General features: G+C 69.5%; 16 protein-coding genes. 7 read left to right on the forward strand and 9 right to left on the reverse strand.

Annotation, left to right across the window (positions count from 1 at the left end):
- Positions 1 to 12: 12 nt before the first annotated feature.
- From HUA78_RS09310 to HUA78_RS09320, 3 genes are read right to left on the reverse strand one after another with little or no spacing between them, the layout of a single operon-like run.
- A complete protein-coding gene (locus HUA78_RS09310; protein ID WP_174476093.1) occupies positions 13 to 1,935 on the reverse strand; it encodes an ATP-binding protein in 1,923 nt (640 codons plus the stop codon).
- Positions 1,925 to 3,904, reverse strand: coding sequence for a PAS domain S-box protein (locus HUA78_RS09315; protein WP_141642178.1), 1,980 nt, complete (start codon positions 3,902 to 3,904; stop codon positions 1,925 to 1,927). Before HUA78_RS09315 ends, HUA78_RS09310 begins: the two co-directional genes overlap by 11 nt.
- A gap of 55 nt (positions 3,905 to 3,959) precedes the next feature.
- The gene (locus tag HUA78_RS09320; RefSeq protein ID WP_174464593.1) at positions 3,960 to 5,624 is read right to left on the reverse strand and encodes a nitrous oxide reductase family maturation protein NosD; all 1,665 of its coding nucleotides are present in this window, start codon (positions 5,622 to 5,624) and stop codon (positions 3,960 to 3,962) included.
- A 453-nt stretch (positions 5,625 to 6,077) separates the two neighbouring features.
- On the opposite strand from HUA78_RS09320, the gene HUA78_RS09325 reads away from it, so the two are divergent.
- The 7 genes from HUA78_RS09325 (at position 6,078) to HUA78_RS09355 (ending at position 12,764) form a co-directional block, all read left to right on the forward strand.
- Positions 6,078 to 6,827 (forward strand): SDR family NAD(P)-dependent oxidoreductase, encoded by a 750-nt coding sequence (locus HUA78_RS09325; protein ID WP_174464594.1) that lies wholly within the window; start codon positions 6,078 to 6,080, stop codon positions 6,825 to 6,827.
- Positions 6,828 to 6,981: 154 nt separating this feature from the next.
- Positions 6,982 to 8,016 carry a M23 family metallopeptidase gene (locus tag HUA78_RS09330; RefSeq protein WP_174464595.1) on the forward strand — a complete coding sequence of 345 codons (1,035 nt, stop codon included), beginning with the start codon at positions 6,982 to 6,984 and terminating at the stop codon, positions 8,014 to 8,016.
- Between the two features lie 111 nt (positions 8,017 to 8,127).
- The gene (locus tag HUA78_RS09335; protein WP_141643637.1) at positions 8,128 to 8,532 is read left to right on the forward strand and encodes a hypothetical protein; all 405 of its coding nucleotides are present in this window, start codon (positions 8,128 to 8,130) and stop codon (positions 8,530 to 8,532) included.
- A gap of 2 nt (positions 8,533 to 8,534) precedes the next feature.
- Entirely contained in the window at positions 8,535 to 9,656 is a 1,122-nt protein-coding gene (locus tag HUA78_RS09340) for an alpha/beta fold hydrolase (protein ID WP_174454000.1), read from the forward strand.
- Positions 9,656 to 10,567: an alpha/beta fold hydrolase gene (locus HUA78_RS09345; protein WP_141643639.1), complete on the forward strand. Its 912-nt coding sequence runs from the start codon at positions 9,656 to 9,658 to the stop codon at positions 10,565 to 10,567. Before HUA78_RS09340 ends, HUA78_RS09345 begins: the two co-directional genes overlap by 1 nt.
- A gap of 68 nt (positions 10,568 to 10,635) precedes the next feature.
- Positions 10,636 to 11,352, forward strand: a complete 717-nt coding sequence (locus HUA78_RS09350) for an ATP-grasp domain-containing protein (RefSeq protein ID WP_254623614.1) — start codon at positions 10,636 to 10,638, stop codon at positions 11,350 to 11,352.
- A gap of 95 nt (positions 11,353 to 11,447) precedes the next feature.
- On the forward strand, positions 11,448 to 12,764 hold the full coding sequence (locus HUA78_RS09355) for a hypothetical protein (protein ID WP_174464597.1): 1,317 nt from the start codon (positions 11,448 to 11,450) through the stop codon (positions 12,762 to 12,764).
- 15 nt (positions 12,765 to 12,779) lie between these two features.
- Here the strand turns inward: HUA78_RS09355 and HUA78_RS09360 are convergent, their stop codons facing one another.
- From HUA78_RS09360 to HUA78_RS09385, 6 genes are all read right to left on the reverse strand, one after another.
- Complete coding sequence (locus tag HUA78_RS09360; RefSeq protein WP_174464598.1) at positions 12,780 to 13,529, reverse strand: queuosine precursor transporter; 750 nt, start codon at positions 13,527 to 13,529, stop codon at positions 12,780 to 12,782.
- 89 nt (positions 13,530 to 13,618) lie between these two features.
- Positions 13,619 to 14,464 (reverse strand): dihydroneopterin aldolase, encoded by an 846-nt coding sequence (locus tag HUA78_RS09365; RefSeq protein ID WP_174476095.1) that lies wholly within the window; start codon positions 14,462 to 14,464, stop codon positions 13,619 to 13,621.
- The gene (locus HUA78_RS09370) at positions 14,461 to 15,186 is read right to left on the reverse strand and encodes an SDR family NAD(P)-dependent oxidoreductase (RefSeq protein ID WP_174476096.1); all 726 of its coding nucleotides are present in this window, start codon (positions 15,184 to 15,186) and stop codon (positions 14,461 to 14,463) included. The genes HUA78_RS09365 and HUA78_RS09370 overlap by 4 nt, the downstream gene beginning before the upstream one ends.
- A 123-nt stretch (positions 15,187 to 15,309) precedes the next feature.
- Positions 15,310 to 15,834, reverse strand: coding sequence for a hypothetical protein (locus tag HUA78_RS09375; RefSeq protein ID WP_254614127.1), 525 nt, complete (start codon positions 15,832 to 15,834; stop codon positions 15,310 to 15,312).
- A gap of 134 nt (positions 15,835 to 15,968) precedes the next feature.
- Positions 15,969 to 17,117 (reverse strand): hypothetical protein, encoded by a 1,149-nt coding sequence (locus HUA78_RS09380; protein ID WP_174476097.1) that lies wholly within the window; start codon positions 17,115 to 17,117, stop codon positions 15,969 to 15,971.
- A complete protein-coding gene (locus tag HUA78_RS09385; RefSeq protein ID WP_217442391.1) occupies positions 17,114 to 20,416 on the reverse strand; it encodes an IPT/TIG domain-containing protein in 3,303 nt (1,100 codons plus the stop codon). Before HUA78_RS09385 ends, HUA78_RS09380 begins: the two co-directional genes overlap by 4 nt.
- Positions 20,417 to 20,646: the final 230 nt, after the last annotated feature.

Genomic DNA, 20,646 nt, shown 5'->3' on the forward strand with positions numbered 1-20,646 from the left:
GCCTCGCCGCTGTCAGTCCACCGACAGCGGCAGTCGCACGGAGAAGGTGGTGCCCGCGCCCACGGTGCTCGTAACCGTGAGCCGGCCGCCGTGGTTCTCCACGATGCCCTGGCAGATGGAGAGCCCCAGGCCCGTGCCCTTGCCCTCCGGCTTCGTGGTGAAGAAGGGCTCGAAGATGCGCTGCAGGTGCTTGGGGTCGATTCCCGTCCCCGAGTCCCTCACCGACACCACCGCCTCCTGACCCTCGCGCCGCGTCGTCAGGAACACCGCGCCGCCCGGCTGCATCGCGTGGCACGCGTTGGTGATGAGGTTGACGAACACCTGCACCAGGTTGGCGCGCACGGCCGACAGCGGCGGTAGCTCCGTGTACTCCCGGTGCACGCTGACGCGCGCCTGCGCCACCACGTGCTCACAGAAGCCCACCGCCATGTCCACCACGGCGTTGAGCTGTACCCGCTCCGGCCTGTCCTGCGCCGGCCGCGCGTAGCTGACCAAATCCCTGGTGAAGCGAAGGATGCGGTGGCTGCTCTCCAGAATCTTCCGCAGCTTCTCCTGGTCCGCGGGATTCGCCCCCGGCGTCGTCCGCGAGCGCTGGAGCAGCGCGTCCGCGTACGTGGCCACAGCCGTCATCGGGTTGTTGATTTCATGCACCACGCTGGCCGCGAGCTGACCGATGGACGCGAGCTTCTCCGCGTGGATGATGCGCTTCTCCAGCTCCTTCACCACCGTGATGTCCTGGCCGATGGCGATGACGCCGTCCACCTCGCCATGGTGCGCAAGCCTCGAGGACGTGGCGAACGACACCCGCACCTCGTTGCCGTCGCGCGACAACAGCCGCGTCTCGAAGCTGTTCACCGACTCACCGCGAAGCGCGGCGGCGATGACCTGGGACAGCCGCAGGTGCTCGTTCTCCGGCACCAGCCAGAAGAGGTCCTTGCCCAGCACGTCTTCCTTCCGGAAGCCCGTCAGCGCGCTGAGCGCCTGGTTGAACACCACCACCTGCTGCTCCCGGTTGGCGACGAGGATGAGCGCGTTCGCCTTCTCCAGCAGGTCCTCCAGGTACTTGCGCACGAACGTCAGCTCGTCGATGAGCTTCGCGTTCTTCACCGCCACCGCCACCTGGCTGGCGAGCTGGAGCAACACGCGCTCGTCGTGCTGGATGTCCGCGTCCAGCCCCTCCGGATACTCCATGTTGATGGCGCCGAAGAGCTGCCCGCTCGCCACCAGCGGCGCGCTCACGCCGTGCGTGCTGCCCAGGAACAGGAGCGGCACCTCGCTCAGCACCGTCACCCGGCCCGTCGTCGGCAGCGTCGAGCGTCCCAGGTTCAGCTTCTCCACCGCGCGCTGCAACAGCACCAGCGGCTCGTGCGCGCCTTCCTTCATCCGGCCTTCCGCGTAGAGCGACGTCAGCCCGCCGGTGCGCGAGTCGGTGATGCGGATGCAGAACGAGCGCCCGGGGAACAGCTCCTTCACCCCGCGCGCCACCGCCGCCACCAGCTCCTCCTCGCCGCCGACCTCCGCCACGCTGCGGCCCAAATCCAGCAGCACGCCTTCGGTGCGCGCCTGCTCCAGTAGCGCCCGCTCCGCCATCACCAGCCGGCTGCGCGCCAGCTCCGGGTCGTTCCGGGCCCGCACAGCCACCACGTCACCCCGGCGCGACATCGTCAGCACTGCGCCCGGCTTGCCCGCGAGCGGCAGCTCCATGTCGCAGCTGGAGCCATCCACGGGCACGGCCGCCACCGCCAACGCGCGCGCGACATCCTCCACCGTCGCCTGGTGATCCGCGCAGAAGCGATGGAAGGCCTCGTTGACCGCCACCAGCCGCAGCATCGGGTCACACAGGGCCGCGGGGGCGTCGAGCGCCTCGAAGAAGGCCTGGAACGACTCGGGGCCCGGGCCGCCGGGGATTCGCACGGCGCGGATGTCAGTCTTCATGGGAGGTCGCCTTGTCCAGGTCGAGAATCTGCTGCTCCCCCATGTACGCCTTCGTCTCGTAGCGGGTGATCTTCCCAATCTTCCGGACGATCTCCGCCATGCGCTCCGCCTCGCGGTAGATGATGTCCACCGGCTTCCAGGCGAAGTCCTCTTCCTTCAACTTGCGCTTGAGCAACTCCGCGTAGCCCATCACCGACGTGAGGGGCTGGTTGAGCTCATGCGCCGCGGTGCCGGCGAGCGCGACGATGACGGCGCTCTTCTCGCTCTCCTCCAGCCGGGTCTCCGCGTCCGACAGCTTGCGCTCCAGCTTCATCCGGTCGCGCATGTCCGTGAAGATGCCGACGCTGAAGACCTCGCGCCCGCCCTCGTACACGAGCGACGCCGTCATGTTGACCGGCACCCGCTCTCCGGCGCGGTTCACCAGCTCCTCGCGCGTGAGCGACATACGGCCCTTGCCACCGTGCTCCGGCCCTCGGAGCGTGGACATGATTCGCCGCGCGACGCCCTGGGGATAGAGCTGCTCCACGGTGACGCCCGCCATCGCCTCCTGCGCGGTGTAGCCCACCAGTGCCTCCGCGCCCTTGTTGAAGAGGATGATGCGCCCCTTCAGGTCGGCGGCGATGATGGCGTCCACCGACGAGTCGATGAGCCGCTCCAGGAAGTCCTTCGTCTGGCGCAGCTCGTCCTCCAGCCGCCGCGCGTCGGTGACGTCGCGGAACGACAGGATGGTGGCCGCGTCCTCGTCACGCAGCGGAGCGGCCGACATGGACAGCGTCAGCCGACGCCCCGTCGCCGTGCGCACCTCCACGTCCACGCCCGAGCGCGCCTCGCCTCGCGACGCCGCCGTCACCAGCTCCATCAGCACGCCGTCATCCACCGGCTGCGTCACCTGATGCAGATGCCGCCCCCGAGCCTCGGGCGCCGGCAGGTCCAGCATCGCCGCGCCGGAAGGATTCAGGGACAGCACGCTCGCCTTGTCGTCGAGGATGGCCACGCCCTCGCTGACGTGCGCGAAGAAGAGCTGGTAGGGCTTGAAGGAGGCCGCCTGCTCCTCGGCGGCCAGGCGCGCCGTCTTCTCCGCCTCCGTCTGCCCCCTCACCGACTGGAGCACCGAGGCGTTGCGCAGCGCCACCGCCGTGGCATGCGCCACCGTGGTGAGGAAGTCGATTTCCCGCGAGGTGAACGTGCGCCGACGCCCCGCCGCGCGCAGCAGCAGCACGCCTCGCACCTGCCCCCGGATGGGCAGGGGCAGCGCGGCGATGGCGTGGATGCCGCGCGCCGCCACGGCCCTGCGCTCCACGTCGCCCAGCAGCGGATGCGTGGGCGCCTCCTCCATCACCACCGGACGACCCGTGCGCATGACTTCGCGAATCTCCGGGTAGCGCGACAGCTCGATGCGCAGGTCCTTGAGCGTCGGGTCATCGCTGGCCGCGACGATGACGCCCTCGTCCGCGTTGCGACCGAGCATCACCAGCGTGGCGCGCGCGATGTCCAGCTTCTCCGCCAGCCGGCGCGTGACACCATGCAGCAGCGCCTCCACGTCGGACGTCTCCGCGTAGTCCGCCGTCAGCTCCAGGAGGAGCGCCAGGTCTTCCTGTCCGCGCTCCTGTCCCTCGCGCTCCAGGTGACGCCCGGCGGCGCGGTGGAGCCGGAAGACCAGCTCGTGCGGCGACACCGGGATGGTGAGCACGTCCGCGGGCCTCAGGGGCTCCGCGGCGGAGAAGCCCTGCTCGGTCGGTTCCACCAGCGCCACCAGCGTGATGTGCGAGGCGCGAGGTGAGTCGAGCAGGGTGCGAAGCGCGGGGCCACTGTCTGGCGAGGTGAGGTCCACCAGCGCCAGCGCGGCCCCCTCCACGCCATCCACCACGCGGAGACCCGCACGCGCGGCAGCGGCCGCGAGCAGCTCACGTGCGGGTGAGGCCGGAGGCACCAGGGTGATGCCGAGAGCGAATTCCAGCGAAGACGGCACGTGGAGGGTCGGGGCGGAAGGGGGGAGCGGAGCCCACTCTACACGCCCCGCCGCCTCAGGGGCAGTCCGACTCGAATGCCCCCAGGTCCGGGGCTGTGCCGCAGAAGGTCAGTCCCAACCCCAGGCCCGCGTTGCGACCCGCGGAGCCCGACCCCAGCCGGAAGTCCCCGGTGTCGATGTTGACGAACCCCGGCGACTTCTCCAACGAGCGTTTGTCCAGCCCGCTGCGAGAGCGCCACTCCGTGAGGTTCACGCTCTCTCCATTCAGCAAGAAGGAGATGGAACCGGAGGAGCGGAACAAGAGGTTGCCATCCATCACCGTGCCGGAGCGAGCAGCCCCCGCGCGCGCGGAGACGCCACAGCCGGCGAAGACGTTGTTGCGCACGTCCAGACTGGCGCTCGGCCCCGTGTCGCCGTGGCCGAAGGTGAGACAGGGCCCGGGCATGTTCCACACCGTGTTGTGCTGCACCTTCACGTCGGTGGACGTGTCCACGCGGATGCCACCGCCGTCCTCGCTCCCACCCAGGCCATCCCGGATGAGGTTGCGACGGATGATGATGCGGGTGGGCGGCCCGTTCACCCGGTTGCCACCGATGTTGATGGCCCGGCCGTTTCCATAGAAGACGTTGTCCTCCAGGGTGACATCCGACGCGGACAGGTGGACGACGACCCCCTCGCCTCGCGACGTGGACGTGGCCTTGTGGCCCCAGATGATGTTGCCGCGCAGGGTGACGTGCGTGCAGGTCTTCACGTCCACGCCGTTCTCCCGGTTCTCGTGCAGCTCGTTGTCCTCCACGAGCAGATTGTCGAAGGGCGTGCCGGACACGGTAGCGCCGGCCTCCGGGCCGATGCATTGCACCGCGTCGCCGGAGTTGTGATGGATGTCATTGCCGCGCACCACCACGTTCTTCGACGTGGTTTGCACGATGATGCCGTGGCTGTCGCTGCCGCCCCGGCTGAAGTTCGAAATCGTGTTGCCCTCGATGAGGATGTCGTGGGCCTTCTCCGACACGTTGAGCCCCGCGCCCGCCGTGCCATTCTTCGCCACGCAGTCGCGCAGCACGCCGTGGTGCGCGGCGGTGCCTCGCCACAGCACCGCGAAGGCAGCGGAGCCCGCGGCATCCAGCGTGAGCCCCTCGACGCGCCAGTACGCGCCGCGCACGTCCACCAGCGCGGACTCGCCGCCAGGCTTCACCACGGGCGCGCTGCCCGGCGCGGCCTTCACCGTGAGCGGCTTCGCCTCCGTGCCACCGCGCTCCTCCAGCTTGAGGCGCTCCGCGTAGGTGCCCGTCTTCAGATAGATGGCCTCGCCCGGCGCGATGAGCGTCAGCGCCCGCGTCACCGTGCGCAGCGGGGCGCTCTCCGTGCCGGAGGCGCTGTCACTGCCCGACGGCGCCACCCAGAGGATGCGCGTGTAGGTCGGCTTCGGCGGCTCCGGAACGGGCTCGGGCTCGGGCTCCGGCTCGGGTTCCGGAGTGGGGGTGGGCTCCGGCTCGGGCGTCGGCGTGGGCTCCGAGGGCTGCTCGGATTCATCCGGCTCCGTCGGTGTCGGCGCGGGAGTCGTGGGGGATGGCGCGGGCGGGTTGCCCGTCGAGGGCGCCTCATCGGTGGACGGACGTGAGCCCGTGGTCTGGGTCAGCTCGCTCTTTCCATTGCAGGCAAGCAGGGCAAGCAAGGCAGCGGAGCAGTAGGCCGTCAGCAGCGGTGAGCGTTGGCGCATCCTGTCAGACTCCATGTGTGGGTCGCGGCGTATGGGGCGCTCGCGAGGACGGCCGCCAATCGGGGCGCGCGTCCTGTTCATTCCCCGACCCGATGGCAACCCAGACTCGCCAGGCCGCAGGGCAAGAAGGCAGGAAATGGGATTTCGGGCGGTTACGTTGAGCGCGAAGAAGTCAGGCTGATGTGCGCGGGCCCGAACATTCGTGCTGCTGCCTGTGCAGGTGTGCGGATGAAGGCGGTTTCATTCCCGACGCGGGTGGGCGGGACTTCACTCGGAGAGAAGGTCGCTCCGAGCGGGAGCATGCGGACGGGGGCGCGCCGAGAAGGCGTCTCCGACGAGCTGTGGACTGTCGGGTCGGCTCTGGGGGCACCGCGCGGCGAGGGCCTTTCCCCGTGCGCGGGCCGGGGCCTCGTGCCATTTAGCGCGCGAGGCATCGCATCCAAAGGGAACGCCATGAACGTGCTGGTTACGGGAGCCACAGCCGGGTTCGGCCTGGCCATCGCGCGCCGCTTCATCCAGGAGGGTGCGCGGGTCATCGCCACCGGGCGGAGGACGGAGCTGCTGGAGAAGCTGCGCGCGGAGTTGGGTGAGCGGCTGCTGCCGGTGACGCTCGACGTGACGGAGCGCGAGGCGATGGCGCGGGTGCTCGGCGCGCTGCCGGCGGACTTCGCCGAGGTGGACGTGCTGGTCAACAACGCGGGGCTGGCGCTGGGGTTGGAAGCGGCGCAGTCGGCGCACCTCGACGACTGGGAGGTGATGGTCGACACGAACGTGAAGGGGCTCATGTACTGCACGCACGCGGTGCTGCCCGGCATGGTGGCGCGCAACCGGGGCCACATCATCAACATGGGCTCGGTGGCGGCGGACTATCCGTACCCGGGTGGCAACGTGTACGGCGCGACGAAGGCTTTCGTGCAGCAGTTCAGCCTCAACCTGCGCGCGGACCTGCTGGGCACGGCCGTGCGCGTGACGGACATCGAGCCAGGGCTCGTGGGCGGCACGGAGTTCTCCAACATCCGGTTCAAGGGCGACGCCGCTCGGGCCGCGGCCCCCTACGCCAACACGCAGCCGCTGACGCCCGAGGACATCGCGGACGCGGTGCACTGGGTGGTGTCGCGTCCAGCGCACGTGAACATCAACGTCATGTCACTGATGCCGGTGGCCCAGGCCTTCGGGCCGCTCGCGGTGAAGCGACAGGGCTGAGCGAGCCACACGGTGGGCACCCGACGGGGTGCCCGCCCGCTCCACTGCCTGGTGGCGTCACACCCCGACCCACCGCAACTCCAAGGAGGGAGAAGCCTCGCGCCCCTCGCCGGAGTCCCGGCGGGCCGATGTTCGCGAGGCAGGGGGAAGCGCGATGAAGCGCTACGGCACGACCTGGTCCATCATCCTCGCGGTCTTCGGCGTGTATGGGCTGGTGATGTTCGGGGTGTCCTTCGCGGGCCTGACGGGAGAGACGCCCATGGTGCTCTCCTCGGTGCTGGGCCTGCTCGTCTGGGCCGCCTTCGTCGCCTTGGTCATCCACGCGCTGCGCTTCACGCTGCCGGTGGCCAAGGGGAACGACGACAAGGTCGACGAGAGCCTGCGCTGGACGTCCCGGACCTTGCTGGCGGCGGCCATCGCATCGCTCTTCACCGCCGTCGCGCTCGCGCCGGGAGCGTTCGCCGCGTGTGGCCCCACGTTCCTGGCGAACCTCTACCACTGGGGCGGGATTGTCGGCAGCATCGCCGCCTTCGCCTTCTGGTTCGCCTTCCCGCACATCGCGCGCGGCATGCTCGAGGAGCGCGCGGCGAAGGTGGAGCTGCACCGGGTGCGCAACATCGTGCTCACGGGCGCCGTCGTCTACGGCCTCATCGGAGTGTTCTGGCTCGGCGCGTGGCTGGTGCTGCGCGGCTCCATCGACTCCGGCGAGTACCCCAGCGCGGCGAGCTCGCCCTACCGGCTGCCCTACCCCGAGGGAGACCGCTCCTGGGTCATCCAGGGCAACAACTCCCACCTGAACCACAACGACGACGAGGAATACGCCTGGGACTTCCGTCGACAGTGCGGCACCCCGGTGCTGGCGGCGCGCGCGGGCACGGTGTCGCGCGTGGTGGACACGAACAGCGGCAACGGCGGCGACAAGCCGAACAACCGCATCGAGGTCGAACACGGCGACGGCACGGTGGGCCGCTACTTCCACATCTCGAAGGGCACCGCGAAGGTGGGCGTGGGCGACACCGTGAGCCAGGGACAGCAGCTCGCGGAGGTGGGCAACGTGGGCAACAGCCTCACCGGCCACATCCACTTCGATGTGGAGAAGGGCGGCGACAGCATCCCCGTCACCTTCAACAACGTGGACGAGGACAAGGGCATCCCCCGGACCTTCGAGGGCTACGCCTCCACGAAGTAGCGGGCACCGCGTGACGCGGTGCTTCCCCGCCCGCTTCAAACATGAACCACCATTCACTTTTTGGACAGGGTCCCCTGCGTCCCCGGCACGGCTTGGGTTAACGTCGCGGGCATGAGCGACTCGGACCGCCCGCCTCCACCCAGGGGACTCCTCGCCCGGGGATTGAAGCTCCTGGGCCACCTCACCCATCCGGAGACTCGAACGGGCCAGGTGTTCACCCGCGCCGAGCAGCGCCTCACCCGCGTCCTCACCCGCGTCTCCGAGAGCCCCACCTACCTGCGCGCCAGCGGCACCGTGCTGCGCCAGGGCCTCAACGCCCGCATCCGCCGCAACAGCTTCGTGGAGAGCGCGCTGCACACGCTGCGCCTGCCCACGACGTCCGAGGTGGAGAGCCTCCGCGACCAGCTGCGCCGCGTGAATGACCAGGTCGAGGCGCTCGGCTCCCAGCTCGAGGTGGTGGTGGACCTGCTCCATCGCCAGGAGTCCGACAGCCCTCCCACCAAGCCCGGCGCCTGAACATGACCGCGTCCACCCAGCGGCTGCGCTCCTTCGTCACCGGCCAGTTCGAGCTCACGCGCGCTGTCGCTCACGCGCTCAAGGCCCGTCCCTTCAATCCCTACCCGTACCTCAAGCCCTTCATCGAGCGGGCCTCCGGTGTGCGCGAGCCGCCCATCAGCGCCACGCCCCACACCGTCGTGTACACGCGGGGCAGCATGCGGCTGTTGCGCTACGCGGCGCCCCGTCGGCGCCACCGCACGCCCATCCTGTTCGTCTACTCGCTCATCAATCGCTGGTACATCCTCGACTTCCTGCCGGGCCGCAGCCTCATCGAGCACCTCACCCAGGAGGGCTTCGACGTGTACGCCATCGACTGGGGCGTGCCGGGCCAGGACGAGGAGCGCCTCACCTGGTCGGACCTGCTCGGCGGACTCATCCAGACGGCGGTGCGCTGGACGCTGCGGGTCAGCAAGAGCCGGGACCTCACGCTCTACGGCTACTGCATGGGCGGCACGCTCGCGCTGGCCTACACGTCGCTGCATCCCGAGGGCGTTCGCAACCTCGTCGCGCAGGCCACGCCCGTGGACTTCAGCAAGGGCGGTGTCTACACGCTGTGGACCGCCGCCAACCACTTCGACGTGGACTCGCTCGTGGATGCCTACGGCAACGTTCCCACGCCCGTACTGGAGAGTGGCTTCCTCATGGTGGCGCCCGTGCAGCGCCTCACGCGCTGGCTGGAGGTGTGCCGCCGCATCGACGACCCGGACTTCGTGAGCACGTTCCTCGCCATGGAGCGCTGGGGCTCGGACCCCGTGCCCTTCCCCGGTGAGGTGTATCGCCAGTACATCAAGGACTGCTACCAGCAGAACCTCTTCCACCAGGGACGCATGAAGGTGGGCGGAGAGGCCGTGGACCTGGGCCGCATCCAGGCCTCCGTGCTCAACGTCATCGCCGAGCATGACACCATCGCCTTTCCCGCCATGAGCGAGCCGCTCGTCGACCTGGTGGGCACGAAGGACGCCCAGACGCGGCGCTATCCGGTGGGCCACATCGGGCTGTCCGCCTCCAGCAAGGGCCCCACCCACGTCTGGCCCTCCATCTCCGAGTGGATTGCCACGCGCTCACAAGCGATGGAGCCCTGATGCACTCCGTCTCGGAAACCACCTCGGGCTCCGGCGTGCAGGTCCGTGAGGGCGTGCTTCGGCTGAAGGATGGACGGCGGCTCGCGTACGTGGAGTCGGGAGACCTGGACGGAGTCCCGGTGTTCTTCGTCCACGGCAACCCGGGCTCGCGCTACATGCGGCATCCGGATGACCGGCTCACCCATGGCCTCGGCGTGCGCCTCATCACCCCGGACCGGCCCGGCTATGGGCTGTCCGACTACCAGTCCGACCGCACGCTGTTGGACTTCCCGGACGACCTGGAGCAGCTCGCCAACGCCCTCAAGATAGGCCGCTTCTCCCTCTTCGGTGTGTCCGCGGGAGGCCCCTATGTCGCCGCCTCCGTGTGGCGACTGGGCGAACGAATCATCCGCTCCGCCATCGTCTCCGGCGCCTCGCCGCTGAAGCGGCCCGGTGGCATGGAGGGCGTCAACCGCGACTACCGCAACGCCTACGCCATGGCCGCGTGGCCGGAGTGGCTGCTGCATCCGTTGATGGCGATGCATGACCGGCAGGTGCGCTCGAATCCAGAGCGAGCCCTGGCGGCGCTGCTGGCGCATGCGTCGGAGGATGACCGGCTCGTGCTGTCGGACCCGCACATCGCCGCGCAGGTGCAGGGCTGGCGACGAGAGGCCACGCGCCGAGGCGTGGCGGGCATGCGCCGCGAAGCCCACATCCTGGCGTCGCCCTGGGACTTCGCGCTAGAGGAGATTCGAGGAGAGATGGACCTCTGGTACTGGGACGGCGACAGCATCGTCCCGCCGCAGATGGGGCGCTATCTCGCCTCGCGAATCCCGCGCACCGTGCCCCACTTCCTCTCCGGAGGCGGACACTTCTCCCTCTACTCGCACTGGCGCGACATCCTCGCTCCGCTGGCACGGCGGGGCTCGTGAGCCAGGATGGGCGGTGGCCCTCTCGGGCCTTCATCGAGGAGGAGGCACACGGGCGAATGGAGCCGGAGATGCGGCTACTCCTCGAGGGCCTGCGCGCGAAGGGCATCCCCACCGAGTGCTTCACCGCCAAGCGCCTGGAGCGGCGCCAGCTCCCGCTGACGTCGGACACGCTGGTCGCGGGCTACGTGCCCACGGTGCTGGGCGCGCTGAAGCAGTTGGGCATCGAGCCCCCTCCGACGAACGACTACCCGCCCAGCCTCACGCCCTTCCTCCATCGCCGGCTGTGGACGAGCACCGTGCGACAGCTCACCTCGCACCTGCACGACGTCGCGAGTCCGCCCGTGTTCGCCAAGCCCCAGGGACGCAGGAAACGTTTCACGGGCCGGGTCTTCCAGAGCGCCAGTGACCTCCTCTTCCTGGAGCGGGCGTCACAGGGCACGCCGCTCATCTGCTCGGAGGTGGTGCGGTGGCTGAGCGAGTACCGCGTCTTCATCGTGCACGGAAGGCCCGTGGGTACGCGTCACTATGCGGGAGACGTGACGGTGCCCCTCGACGAGGCGCGAGTCCACGAAGCGCTCCGCCTCCTGGAGTCCTCCGGTGAAGCGACCGCGGGCTACTCCGTCGACTTCGGCGTGCTGTCCACCGGTGAAACAGCGCTGGTGGAGTGGAATGACGGCTTCTCGCTGGGCGCGTATGGACTGGAGCCGGAGCGCTACACCGCGCTGACCGTCGCCCGCTGGTGTGAGCTGACGGGACTCGCTCAGCCACCGCCGCGAAGCACCTGACAACGTTCAGTGTCCGACGCGGGCCTTGCCTCCGGGAGCACCACACCCCAGCTTCGCCTCCGGCCGGAGGGTGAGCGGACTCGCGGAGAATGAACATGGGACGGTGGCGGGCAGGCACTGCGGGGCTGGTGCTGAGCGTGTGGACAGCACTCGGCTGTGGTGGGAGCGGCGCGTCCACGGAGGCCCCTCCCCCCGAGGAAGAAGACCCAGGCTCCACGCCACAACCCCCCAAGCCTCCGACGCTGGAGCCGGGGGATGCGAGGTGGACCGTTCACTCGCGAACCCTGGGACGACAGGACGCGGTGGCCGTGGCCTCGGACGGCCTGGGCGGCAGCGTGCTGCTGGGCACCACCACCGGCGCGACAGGCACACCGGATGCGTCCTCGACGGATGGCGGCGGCACGGCTCTCACCCTCGCCCACCATGACGGCGCGGGGCAGGTGCTCTGGACGCGGAGCTTCATGCCCGAGCCGTCCGAGAGCGGAGCGGCCCAGGCCCACGCGCAGTTCCTCGCCGTCTCCTCCGGGGGAGAGCTCTTCGTCGCTGGCAAGCTGGAGGGCCGGCTGCGCCTCGGTGAGACGCTCATCACCGACAGCCACTTCGTGGCGAAGCTGGCCTCGGACGGCACGCCGCTGTGGGCTCGCGCGACGGGCACCGTGAAGGCGCTGACAGCGGACATCGAAGGCGAAGTCGTGGTGGCGCACGGCCGGCTGGTGACGCGCTACGACACCCGAGGCACGGCGCGCTGGTCCCAGGAGATGCCCGCGCTGGCCTCCGCGTCCGTCGTGGCGCTGGACTCGGATGGCGGCGCGGTGCTCGCGGGGCAGCGCCCGCTGGCCCCTTTCGAGAGCATCGGGTTCATCGCACGGCTGTCGCCCGTCGGTGAGGTGTACTGGGAGCTGGAGGTGGGACCGGACGCACCCTCCTTCACGCAGGTGATTTTCGCGGCCGATGGCGGGCTGCGACTCACGGGCGACTTCCAGGGCACGCTCCACTGGGGAGGCGCCGTGCTCATGCCGTCATGTGTCGCGGAGGGCTGCGCTCGCGCCGCCTTCGTGCTCGCGGCCGATGCGGCGGGACGTCCGCTGTGGGGACATGCGCTGACCAGCCCGTCGCCAGGGGAAGCCCGTGGCGCGCGACTGGCGGCGGATGAGGAGGGAGGCGCGGCGGTGCTCTGGAAGCATGGCTGCGGCTCGGAGCTGGTGCGGCTGTCACCTTTGGGTGAGCTAGCGTGGCAGGCGCCCTACGTCACCCAGCCGTGTGACGAGAGCCTCCACCTGCGAGACCTCACCTTCCTGTCGGGCGGAGACGTCCTGGGTACGGGCACGTTCTCCGGTACTCGCGCGCTGGGCGGCACGGAGTCCTTCACCTCCGACGACACGGACGTCTTCCTTCAACGCCTGGTGCCGTGAGGCCCGCGTCGCCCCTCAGGCGGCGCGCGTCTCAGCGGGGACGGCCACCTCCGCCACGGGCTCGGGGAGCGGCTCACCGTCCGCGCCCAGCACCACGGGCTTGATGCCCAGCTTGCGCTCCACCAGGGCATGGCCCAGGTAGATGAAGGGCGTCAGGCTCACCGCGACGAGCAGCTTCACGACGTACGACGTGGCGATGATGTTGAAGATGACCGCGGTGGGCAGCACGCCCGTCCACGCGACGAACTGGACCACCGTCGTGTCGATGAGCTGGGAGACCAGCGTGGAGCCCGTCGCGCGCAACCACAGCATCTTGTTGTTCGTGATGCGCTTGAGCAGGTTGAAGATGGAGATGTCGCAGAACTGGCCCACCAGATAGGCGATCATCGACGCCAGCAGGATGCGCTGCGAGCCACTGAAGACGTTGTTGAACGAGCCCTCCACCGTCCCCGTGAAGTCCGGTGCGCGCGTCAGCGGAGCGAAGGGCACCTCCACCGCGATGGCAATCACCGTGAAGGCGAAGATGGCCATGCTGAAGCCCACCCACGTGACGAAGCGGGCGGCCTTCTTGCCGTAGAACTCGTTGAGGATGTCGGTGAGCAGGAACGTCACCGGGAACGGCAGCATGCCAATGGACATGACCGCCACCACGAAGCCCAGGTTGACCTCGAACAGCTTCACGCCGATGAGGTCTCCCACCACCAGCGACGTGACGAACACCGCCGCCAGCACCACGAAGAGCTGCATCCGCCTGTCGAGGTTCATGCCGTTGTTTCCTCTGGGCTCCGAAGTCGCGTCATACCGTGTCTCGCGTCCTCGGAAACAGTCCCCTCACCAAGAGTGCGTCCCCGTCCTCAGGGCTGCTTGTCCGCGGACACACCGGGCGCCGCGGGCTCGTCATGGGGGTAATAGGACGTGCCGGTGATGGACAGGAGCGCCGACGCGGGCGCACGCGGCTCCACCGCCTGGGGCTCCGGCTCCAGGAAGCGGGGCCGATACACACTCAGCACCGTCTGCTCCTGCGCGGAGGGGTTGTCGTAGCGACGCGGAAAGCCCCGGGGCCAGTGGAAGGCCATGCCCCGCTCGACGGGGTGCCCCTGCGACATCAGCCCCTGCCCCAGCACCAGCTCGCTCTCCTCCATGCCTGGATTCGAGCTGGCGGGGACGGTGCCACCGGGCTTCACGCGCAGGCGATACATGCCGTATCCCGCGCCCTCGTGGATGACGTCCAGGCGACCGAAGGACCGCTCCTCCGACGCATAGCTCATCTCCTCCGCCGTGCGATGCACCTGGAGCGAGGGCACGGCGAGGCCGCCCAGGGCCAGGGGCTTGATGACACGCACGGTGGCGGCGTGGACCTGCGCGCGCGGCACGTCCGCGGTGGGGGTGGCGAGCAGGTAGCGACTCACCGCCTCGACGGCGGACTCCAGCAGCTCGAAGCGACACGCCTCCAGCAGGAAGCGCAGCTCTCCGGCCAGCCGCCCATAGTTCACGGTGTGCGCCAGCCGGCCGCCCGTCGCCGCGTTGCGCGTGTCCAGGAAGAGCGCCACATCCAGCCGGAGCGGCTGCGCCGAGACGCGCTCGCGGTTGTACACGCCCACGATGCAGTCCACCGTGAGCCCGCGCAGCTCGATGACGTCCAGCGGACGGCCCTTGCTGTCATTGACCACGGGAGGATGGAAAGCCAGCTCCGCGCTCATAGTCTCGCGCTCCTGCCGCCGTCGACGGCGATGACCTGTCCGGTGACATAGGGCGCTTCGCGCGCGAGGAAGACGATGGTGCGAGCCACGTCCTCCACGCTGCCCTCGCGTCCCATGGGAATGTGTCGCAACACCTCTTCGCGCGCGGCGGCGTCGAAGCTCTCCGGGAACGCGGCCACGCCGGGCGATACGGCATTGACGCGCACGTGCGGCGCCAGCTCCACCGCCAGCGCGCGCGTCAGCATCAACAGGCCCGCCTTGCTCACCGAGTAGTGCGCGAAGTGGCTCTCCGGACGCTCACCGGCGATGTCTCCGACGTGCACCACCAGCGGGTCCTTCCCCGCGAGCAGCGCGGGCAAGAGCGCCTGGGTGAGGAAGAAGGGCGCGTCCAGGTTGACGGCGAGCATGGTGCGGTACCGCTCGCGCGAGATGTCCGCGAAGTCGACCCGCTCGTAGAGGCCGGCGTTGTGGACCACCACGTCCAACGCGGGCCAGGCCTCGCGCACGCTCGCGGCCAGGGCGTCGACCGCGTCGGGCTGACTCAGGTCGGCGGTATGAAGGGTGACGCGGCGTCCCTGTGCCCGGAGCTCGTCCGCCAGCGAGACCAGCGAGGTCATGGAGCGGTTCGCATGCAGCGCCAGGTCATAACCCGCGCGAGCCAGCGCCCTCGCCACGGCGCTCCCGACGCGGATGCCTGCTCCCGTGATGAAGGCGGTCCCCATGCGGCGCACTGACTAACAGGCCGCACGGGGAAAGGCACCGGGGACCTGAAAACACGAAGGGCGGTGCTGGATACCCCCGTATCCGGCACCGCCCCTCGACCCCCTGTTTTTTCTCAGCGATGACTACGGGTAGTAGCTGGCCGGGTGCGTGCGGTTCGAGCTCCAGCCATTGCCGCGCTCGTAGGACACCCAGACCCACTCCGTGGTCTGCACGTAACCGCCTTCCACCCACCGGTTCTCATAGAAGCCACCCGAGCAGCGGGAGACGCGGTGCCGACGGCCACGACGCTCCTCGCACACCTCGGGCACCCACACCTTCTCGTAGCGGCCCTCGACCCAGCGGTTCACGGTCTGCATCTCGTAGCGGCCGCGAGCCCGGGAAGGAGGACGGGGCGCCGGAGCGTGGTGGCAGCCGCCGGTGTGGATATGGGCCTCATAGCGGTCCGGGTGGTGGCCCCGGCGGTTGTCCCGGTCCTGGTGGCCCCGGTTGTCGTCACGGTCGTTGTCCCGGTCATGGTTTCGGTCATCGCCGCGGCGGGCCTGCTGAGTCGCCCAGTCGCGCACGCTGCCGTCCTCCGCCATCGCCGTCGAGGAACCAAGGAACAGGGTGCCGAGAGCCAGGGTGGTGAGAGCAGTCTTGAAAGCCATGGTGTCCGTCCTCCGTCGTGTTGCTACTTCTGACGGGGCACCCTCCGGAACATTCACCACCGGGCACCACCCTTCCTCGCGGACATCGAGCGCGGATGTAGGCAAGGCGCTCAAACCCCCGTGGAACCAGGGACTTACCGGGCGAAGCGAGGTGCGACCTCCGCGCAGGTGAGGCCCTCCTCGGGAGCGCAGTTGCGCCCCACGAAACAGCCTCCCGCGCCTTCATGGTCCACGCAGCGGATGGGCCGGCAGTCCGCGTCACCCACGCACGAGCGACGACTCACCGTGCACGTGCCCTGGCTGCAAGCATCCTGCACGCAGTCGGTGTCCTGCTGGCATGAGCAGAAGCCCTCCACGTCCCCCTCCGCAATCGAGCAACGTCCCGCGCACGCGCCCTCGGCCTGTCCGTCCGACTTCACGCAACGCCCGCCACGTCCACAGTGCGAGTCCTCACGGCACGGCAACGAGGGCGACGGCGCGCACTGCGCATCCGAGCGACAGCGCGCACGACTGGCGACCACCACCACGTCCGAGCACTGGTAGCCATGAGGACAACCCTGCCCCTCCGAGCAATCCGCGCCGCAGAAGGCAGTCCCCGGGCTCGCCGTCTCGCGCAGACAGAAGTTCGCGCCGCGACCGCAGACCTGGAGGCCACCGCCGTAGATGCAGCTGGCGCAGTAGGGACGTCTCACCGGGTCGAAGTCGCTGAAACATGTCCCCGCTTCCACGCCCGACGGCGTGCCGCAGGACTCACCGAAGGCGCAGTCTCGCGCGTCCGCGCAGAAGCTCGCGTCGCAGACACCCAGGGCACAGGCGGCGCGCCCTTCTGGCGTGGTGGCGTCGCAGAGACACGGTGCATCACCGCAGCGGCAGGCCGTGCCCGCGCAGTCTCCGGATGTCCGACAGCCCGCCACGCACGTGGTCCGCGCGAGGTCACAGACTTCGCCCAGCGCGCAGTGCAGGTCCGTGGCGCAACGGCCGCGCGTCAGGCAGGTGCCGGTGCTGGTGTCGCAGAAGAGGGAGTCCTCACCGCAGTCCGCGTTCGACTCGCAGCCCGCGCGGTCCTGGCAGAAGCCCGCTTCGTTGCACAGCTCTCCCGGCGCACAGGCGCCGTCCGTGCGACACCGACAGGCCGACGTCTCCGTGTCACACCGATACGCCTCCGACGGCGTGCCGCAGTCCGAGTCCACGCGACAGCCCTCATCGCCCACGGGAGCGTCACCGCGACAGGCGGCGAGGAGGAGCAGCAGCGGCACGGCGAGGGGAAGCCAGCGGCGCATCACGGGTCGAAGACCTCCGAGCGCCCCAGGACGTAGGCCGTCCAGGTCGCGGTGGACAGCGTGTCGTAGGTCCACTGCGAATACTCGAAGCGAGGGACTCGCGCGACGGAGAGGTCCGCGCGAAGTCGCGCGCCTTCGGGCAGCTCCGCGCGCAGCGACTGCAACGCGGCCTCAGGGAGCGTCGCCCGCGTCTCGCCGCCCGGAAGCACGGCGGTCCAGCGGATGCCGCCTGTCGTACCAGGCGCCATCAGGGTGAGGACCTGCACGTCCGGGGTGGCACCGGAGGACGATGGAGTCCAGGCCACCGCTCCCGTGAAGCGGGCATCCCGCGCGGGCTCGGTGAAGACAGGGAGCGGGAGTATCGGCGGGAGCGTCACGCCCGCCTCCAGGGCTCCTGGCTGACGGTGATACAGCACGCTCTGGGGATAGGCCGTGGTGCCTCGAAGCAGGTCGAGGAAGAGAAGGCTCGCCCCGTCCACTCGAGGAAGCTGGGGGAACGTGAGCAGCGGACCGGGCCCTTCGACAGAGGAGAAGAAGCGCGAGCCCGTGCCCCAGTTGTGCGGATGAGGAACCAGTCCCTCCGCGCCCAGGTCCAGCCACGCGTAGACCTGATGCAGGGCTTCCTCGCCCGCGATGATGACGGGCCCCGCCACGGAGTGGGGCGCGGCGACGTCCAGATGCACGTCGAACACCACGTCCTGTCCTTCGGACACCCGCGTGCCCGAGGCCGCGATGCCGCGACGCACGCCGAGCAGGTAGGGCTCGAAGTCGACCTCGTCCTTCAGCACGCCGAGCACCGCATACACCGCGCGCAAGCCGGGCTGCGCCTGCACGACGTAGGCGCCACCCTCTTCGCGAATCCGCCACGTCTCCGCGCGACGGTCTCCGGGCCCCGCGAAAGGAGGGCCCGACGCGGGGCTCAACTGCGCCACGAAGACGCGAGCCTCCAACACCTCTCCAGTCTGGAGCGGCCTGGGCGGCTTGAAGCCTCGCACCCGACCCGTGATTCGAGCACTCGCGGGCACGGGCGGATTGCCCGGGTTGCCTTCGCTGTCGAGACGGCGCAGGTACACCGTCAGGTTCTCCGAGCGGATACCCGCCACCGTCACCACATCGTGGCCCGCCTTGAAGACGGTGACGCTCTGCGCGCCCACCATCCGTGAGTCGGACAGCGTCAACTGTCCGCGTGCGTCCGTCTCACCCTGGAGGAGTGCCGGCGAGCCCGTGCCGAGCAGGACCTTCGCGCCCACGACGGGCTGCCCGTAGGTCCCCGAGGAAGTGTCGAGCACCGTGACATTCAACGTTCCCGTGAGCAGCGCACCCGAGAGACCTCCAGGGCCTCGCGGGTCGAAGTAGGTGAAGGCCTCGGAGAGCGCCGAGCGCACGGCTCCCTGGATGACGGCCACCTCCACGGGCCCCTGGCTCCGCGACACGGGAGTTCGACATGTGAGGGTGTGGGCGTCCACCACGTGCACGTCGCTCGCGGGCTCTCCGCCAAAGGTGACGCGGATGCCTTCAACGAAGCCGGTCCCTCGCACCGTCACTCGCGAGCCTCCCGCGATGGCACCGCGCGCGGGCTCCACCTGGGAGAGCACGAGCGCGGGCTCGTAGGTGAAGGCGTTCGGGAGCAGGGCTTCGTTCTCCGGGTCGCTCGCCGAGGAGACATGGAGCGAGTGCGCTCCCGCGCCACCTGGCGGCGTGGTGAGGCGGAGCTCCGTCGTTCCCAGCACCGTCACATCTGGAGAAAAAAGCGCGCCGACTCGCACCACGGCATCCGGAGGCAGTGCGTCTCCTTCGAGGAGGACCTGACTTCCTCCTCCCGAGGGGCCCGTTCCAGGCGTCACCCGCGTGAGCGCGAGCCGATAGGTGTAGCCCCCTGGGAGGTGACTGCGCAGCGAGGCCGCGCTGACCGTCACGGGGACTGTGCGCGGAAGCGTGCCTCGCGGCGGAACGCGGACCGTGAGCGTGAACCGGGTCGCCGCGACAATCTGGACGGGCGTTTCATCGAAAGTGACGGAGAGGTCCGGAAAGTCGAACGCCAGTCCTGTCAGCGTCACCGTGCCGTCCTCTCGCGTCCCCACGCGTGGAAAGACTCCCAACACGCCGAACACGGTGCCCTGCGGACTGTCCGCGTACGTGAATCCCTGGCGCACCGTCCAGGCACCTCGCGGGGTGACGATGCGCACGGGGACTGTCTCCATGTCCATGTGCCGTGGCGAGGCCACCACGAGGCGCGTGGGTGACTCCACGCGGAAGGAGGGCGCGGACGTGTCTCCGAAGAAGACCTCCGTCGTGCCCTCGAAGCCCTGTCCCGTGAAGACGACGGACGTGCCCCCGAACATCGTCCCCGTGAGCGGCTCGATGTCGGTGACGCGGGTGTCCTCGACGTAGCGGTATGCACGCCTCAGCACGTCACCCACGCCGGCGCCCTGCACCCGCACGTCGACGGAGCCAACAGTGGTGCTCCGGGGAACGACGACTCGAAGCTCCGAGGAGGACACTCGCGTGACGGAGGGACTCGCCGTGCCTCCGAAGAGGACCTGGAGCCCCGTGCTCGAAGGGAAGCCCGCGCCCACCAGCACCACGGTGTCACCGCCCCCTTGCGCTCCCGTATCGGGCGAGACAGCGCGGAAGTCGAAGACATCGAAGTACGTGAAGCACGCCGCGCAGACCGTCGTCCCATTCGGGTTCTTCACCGAGACGTCTGCCGTACCTTCGATGCCAGGAGGCGTGCGCAGGTCGAGCGTGGTGTCGTCGATGAGCTGGAAGTCCCGAACCGCGCGCGAGCCGACCCGCACCTCCGTGCGCAGCGCGGCTTCCGAGGGCGTCGCGGCCACCCCTTCCACGAAGCCACGGCCCTTCAACGTCACCCAGGTTCCACCCCCACTCTCTCCCCGCGTGGGCAGCGCCGAGTGGATGACGGGCGCGGCCGATGCCCCCGCGTCGACCTGAGTCCCCGCGTCCGTGGGGCCTGCGTCCTCCGCACCCGCATCACGTGAACCCGCATCCGGCAGGTCGCCCGGTGGTCGGGACGAGCCTCCGCAGGCCGCGAGGACAAGGACCAACAGACCCAGCACGAACCCGCGCCGAGGTCGCTCGACATCGACACGATTCGTGCAACCGGGCCAGAAGTGGCCGCTCCTGGCAGCGAGCCACAAGCCCATACGCACCCGGGTGACGTGCGCGATGAAGGAGCAGTTGCCCGCTCGGGCCGGAGCCCTCATCGCGAAGCCATCCGGGATTGGCGTGCGTGATTCCCGCGAGCCCGAAGGCAGGTGGCTGTTCGCCGTCGGCACTGCCATGCGGCGACCAGGCCATGAGGAACTCCTCATGGGTGCCACTCCTCCTGGAGCGTGTAGCCATTCATGCCCGTGCCCCAGGCAGGTGGTCGCTCGCGTCGGCACCGACGTGCGACGGCTGGGCCATGAGGAGTTCCTCATGGGAGCCACTCCTCCTGGAGCGTGTAGTCATTCATGCCCGTGCGCCCAGAGGCAGGTGGTCGTTCGGCGTCGGCACCAACGTGCGACGACTG

This window comes from Myxococcus sp. CA033, assembly GCF_013336625.1.
Lineage (GTDB): Bacteria > Myxococcota > Myxococcia > Myxococcales > Myxococcaceae > Myxococcus > Myxococcus llanfairpwllgwyngyllgogerychwyrndrobwllllantysiliogogogochensis.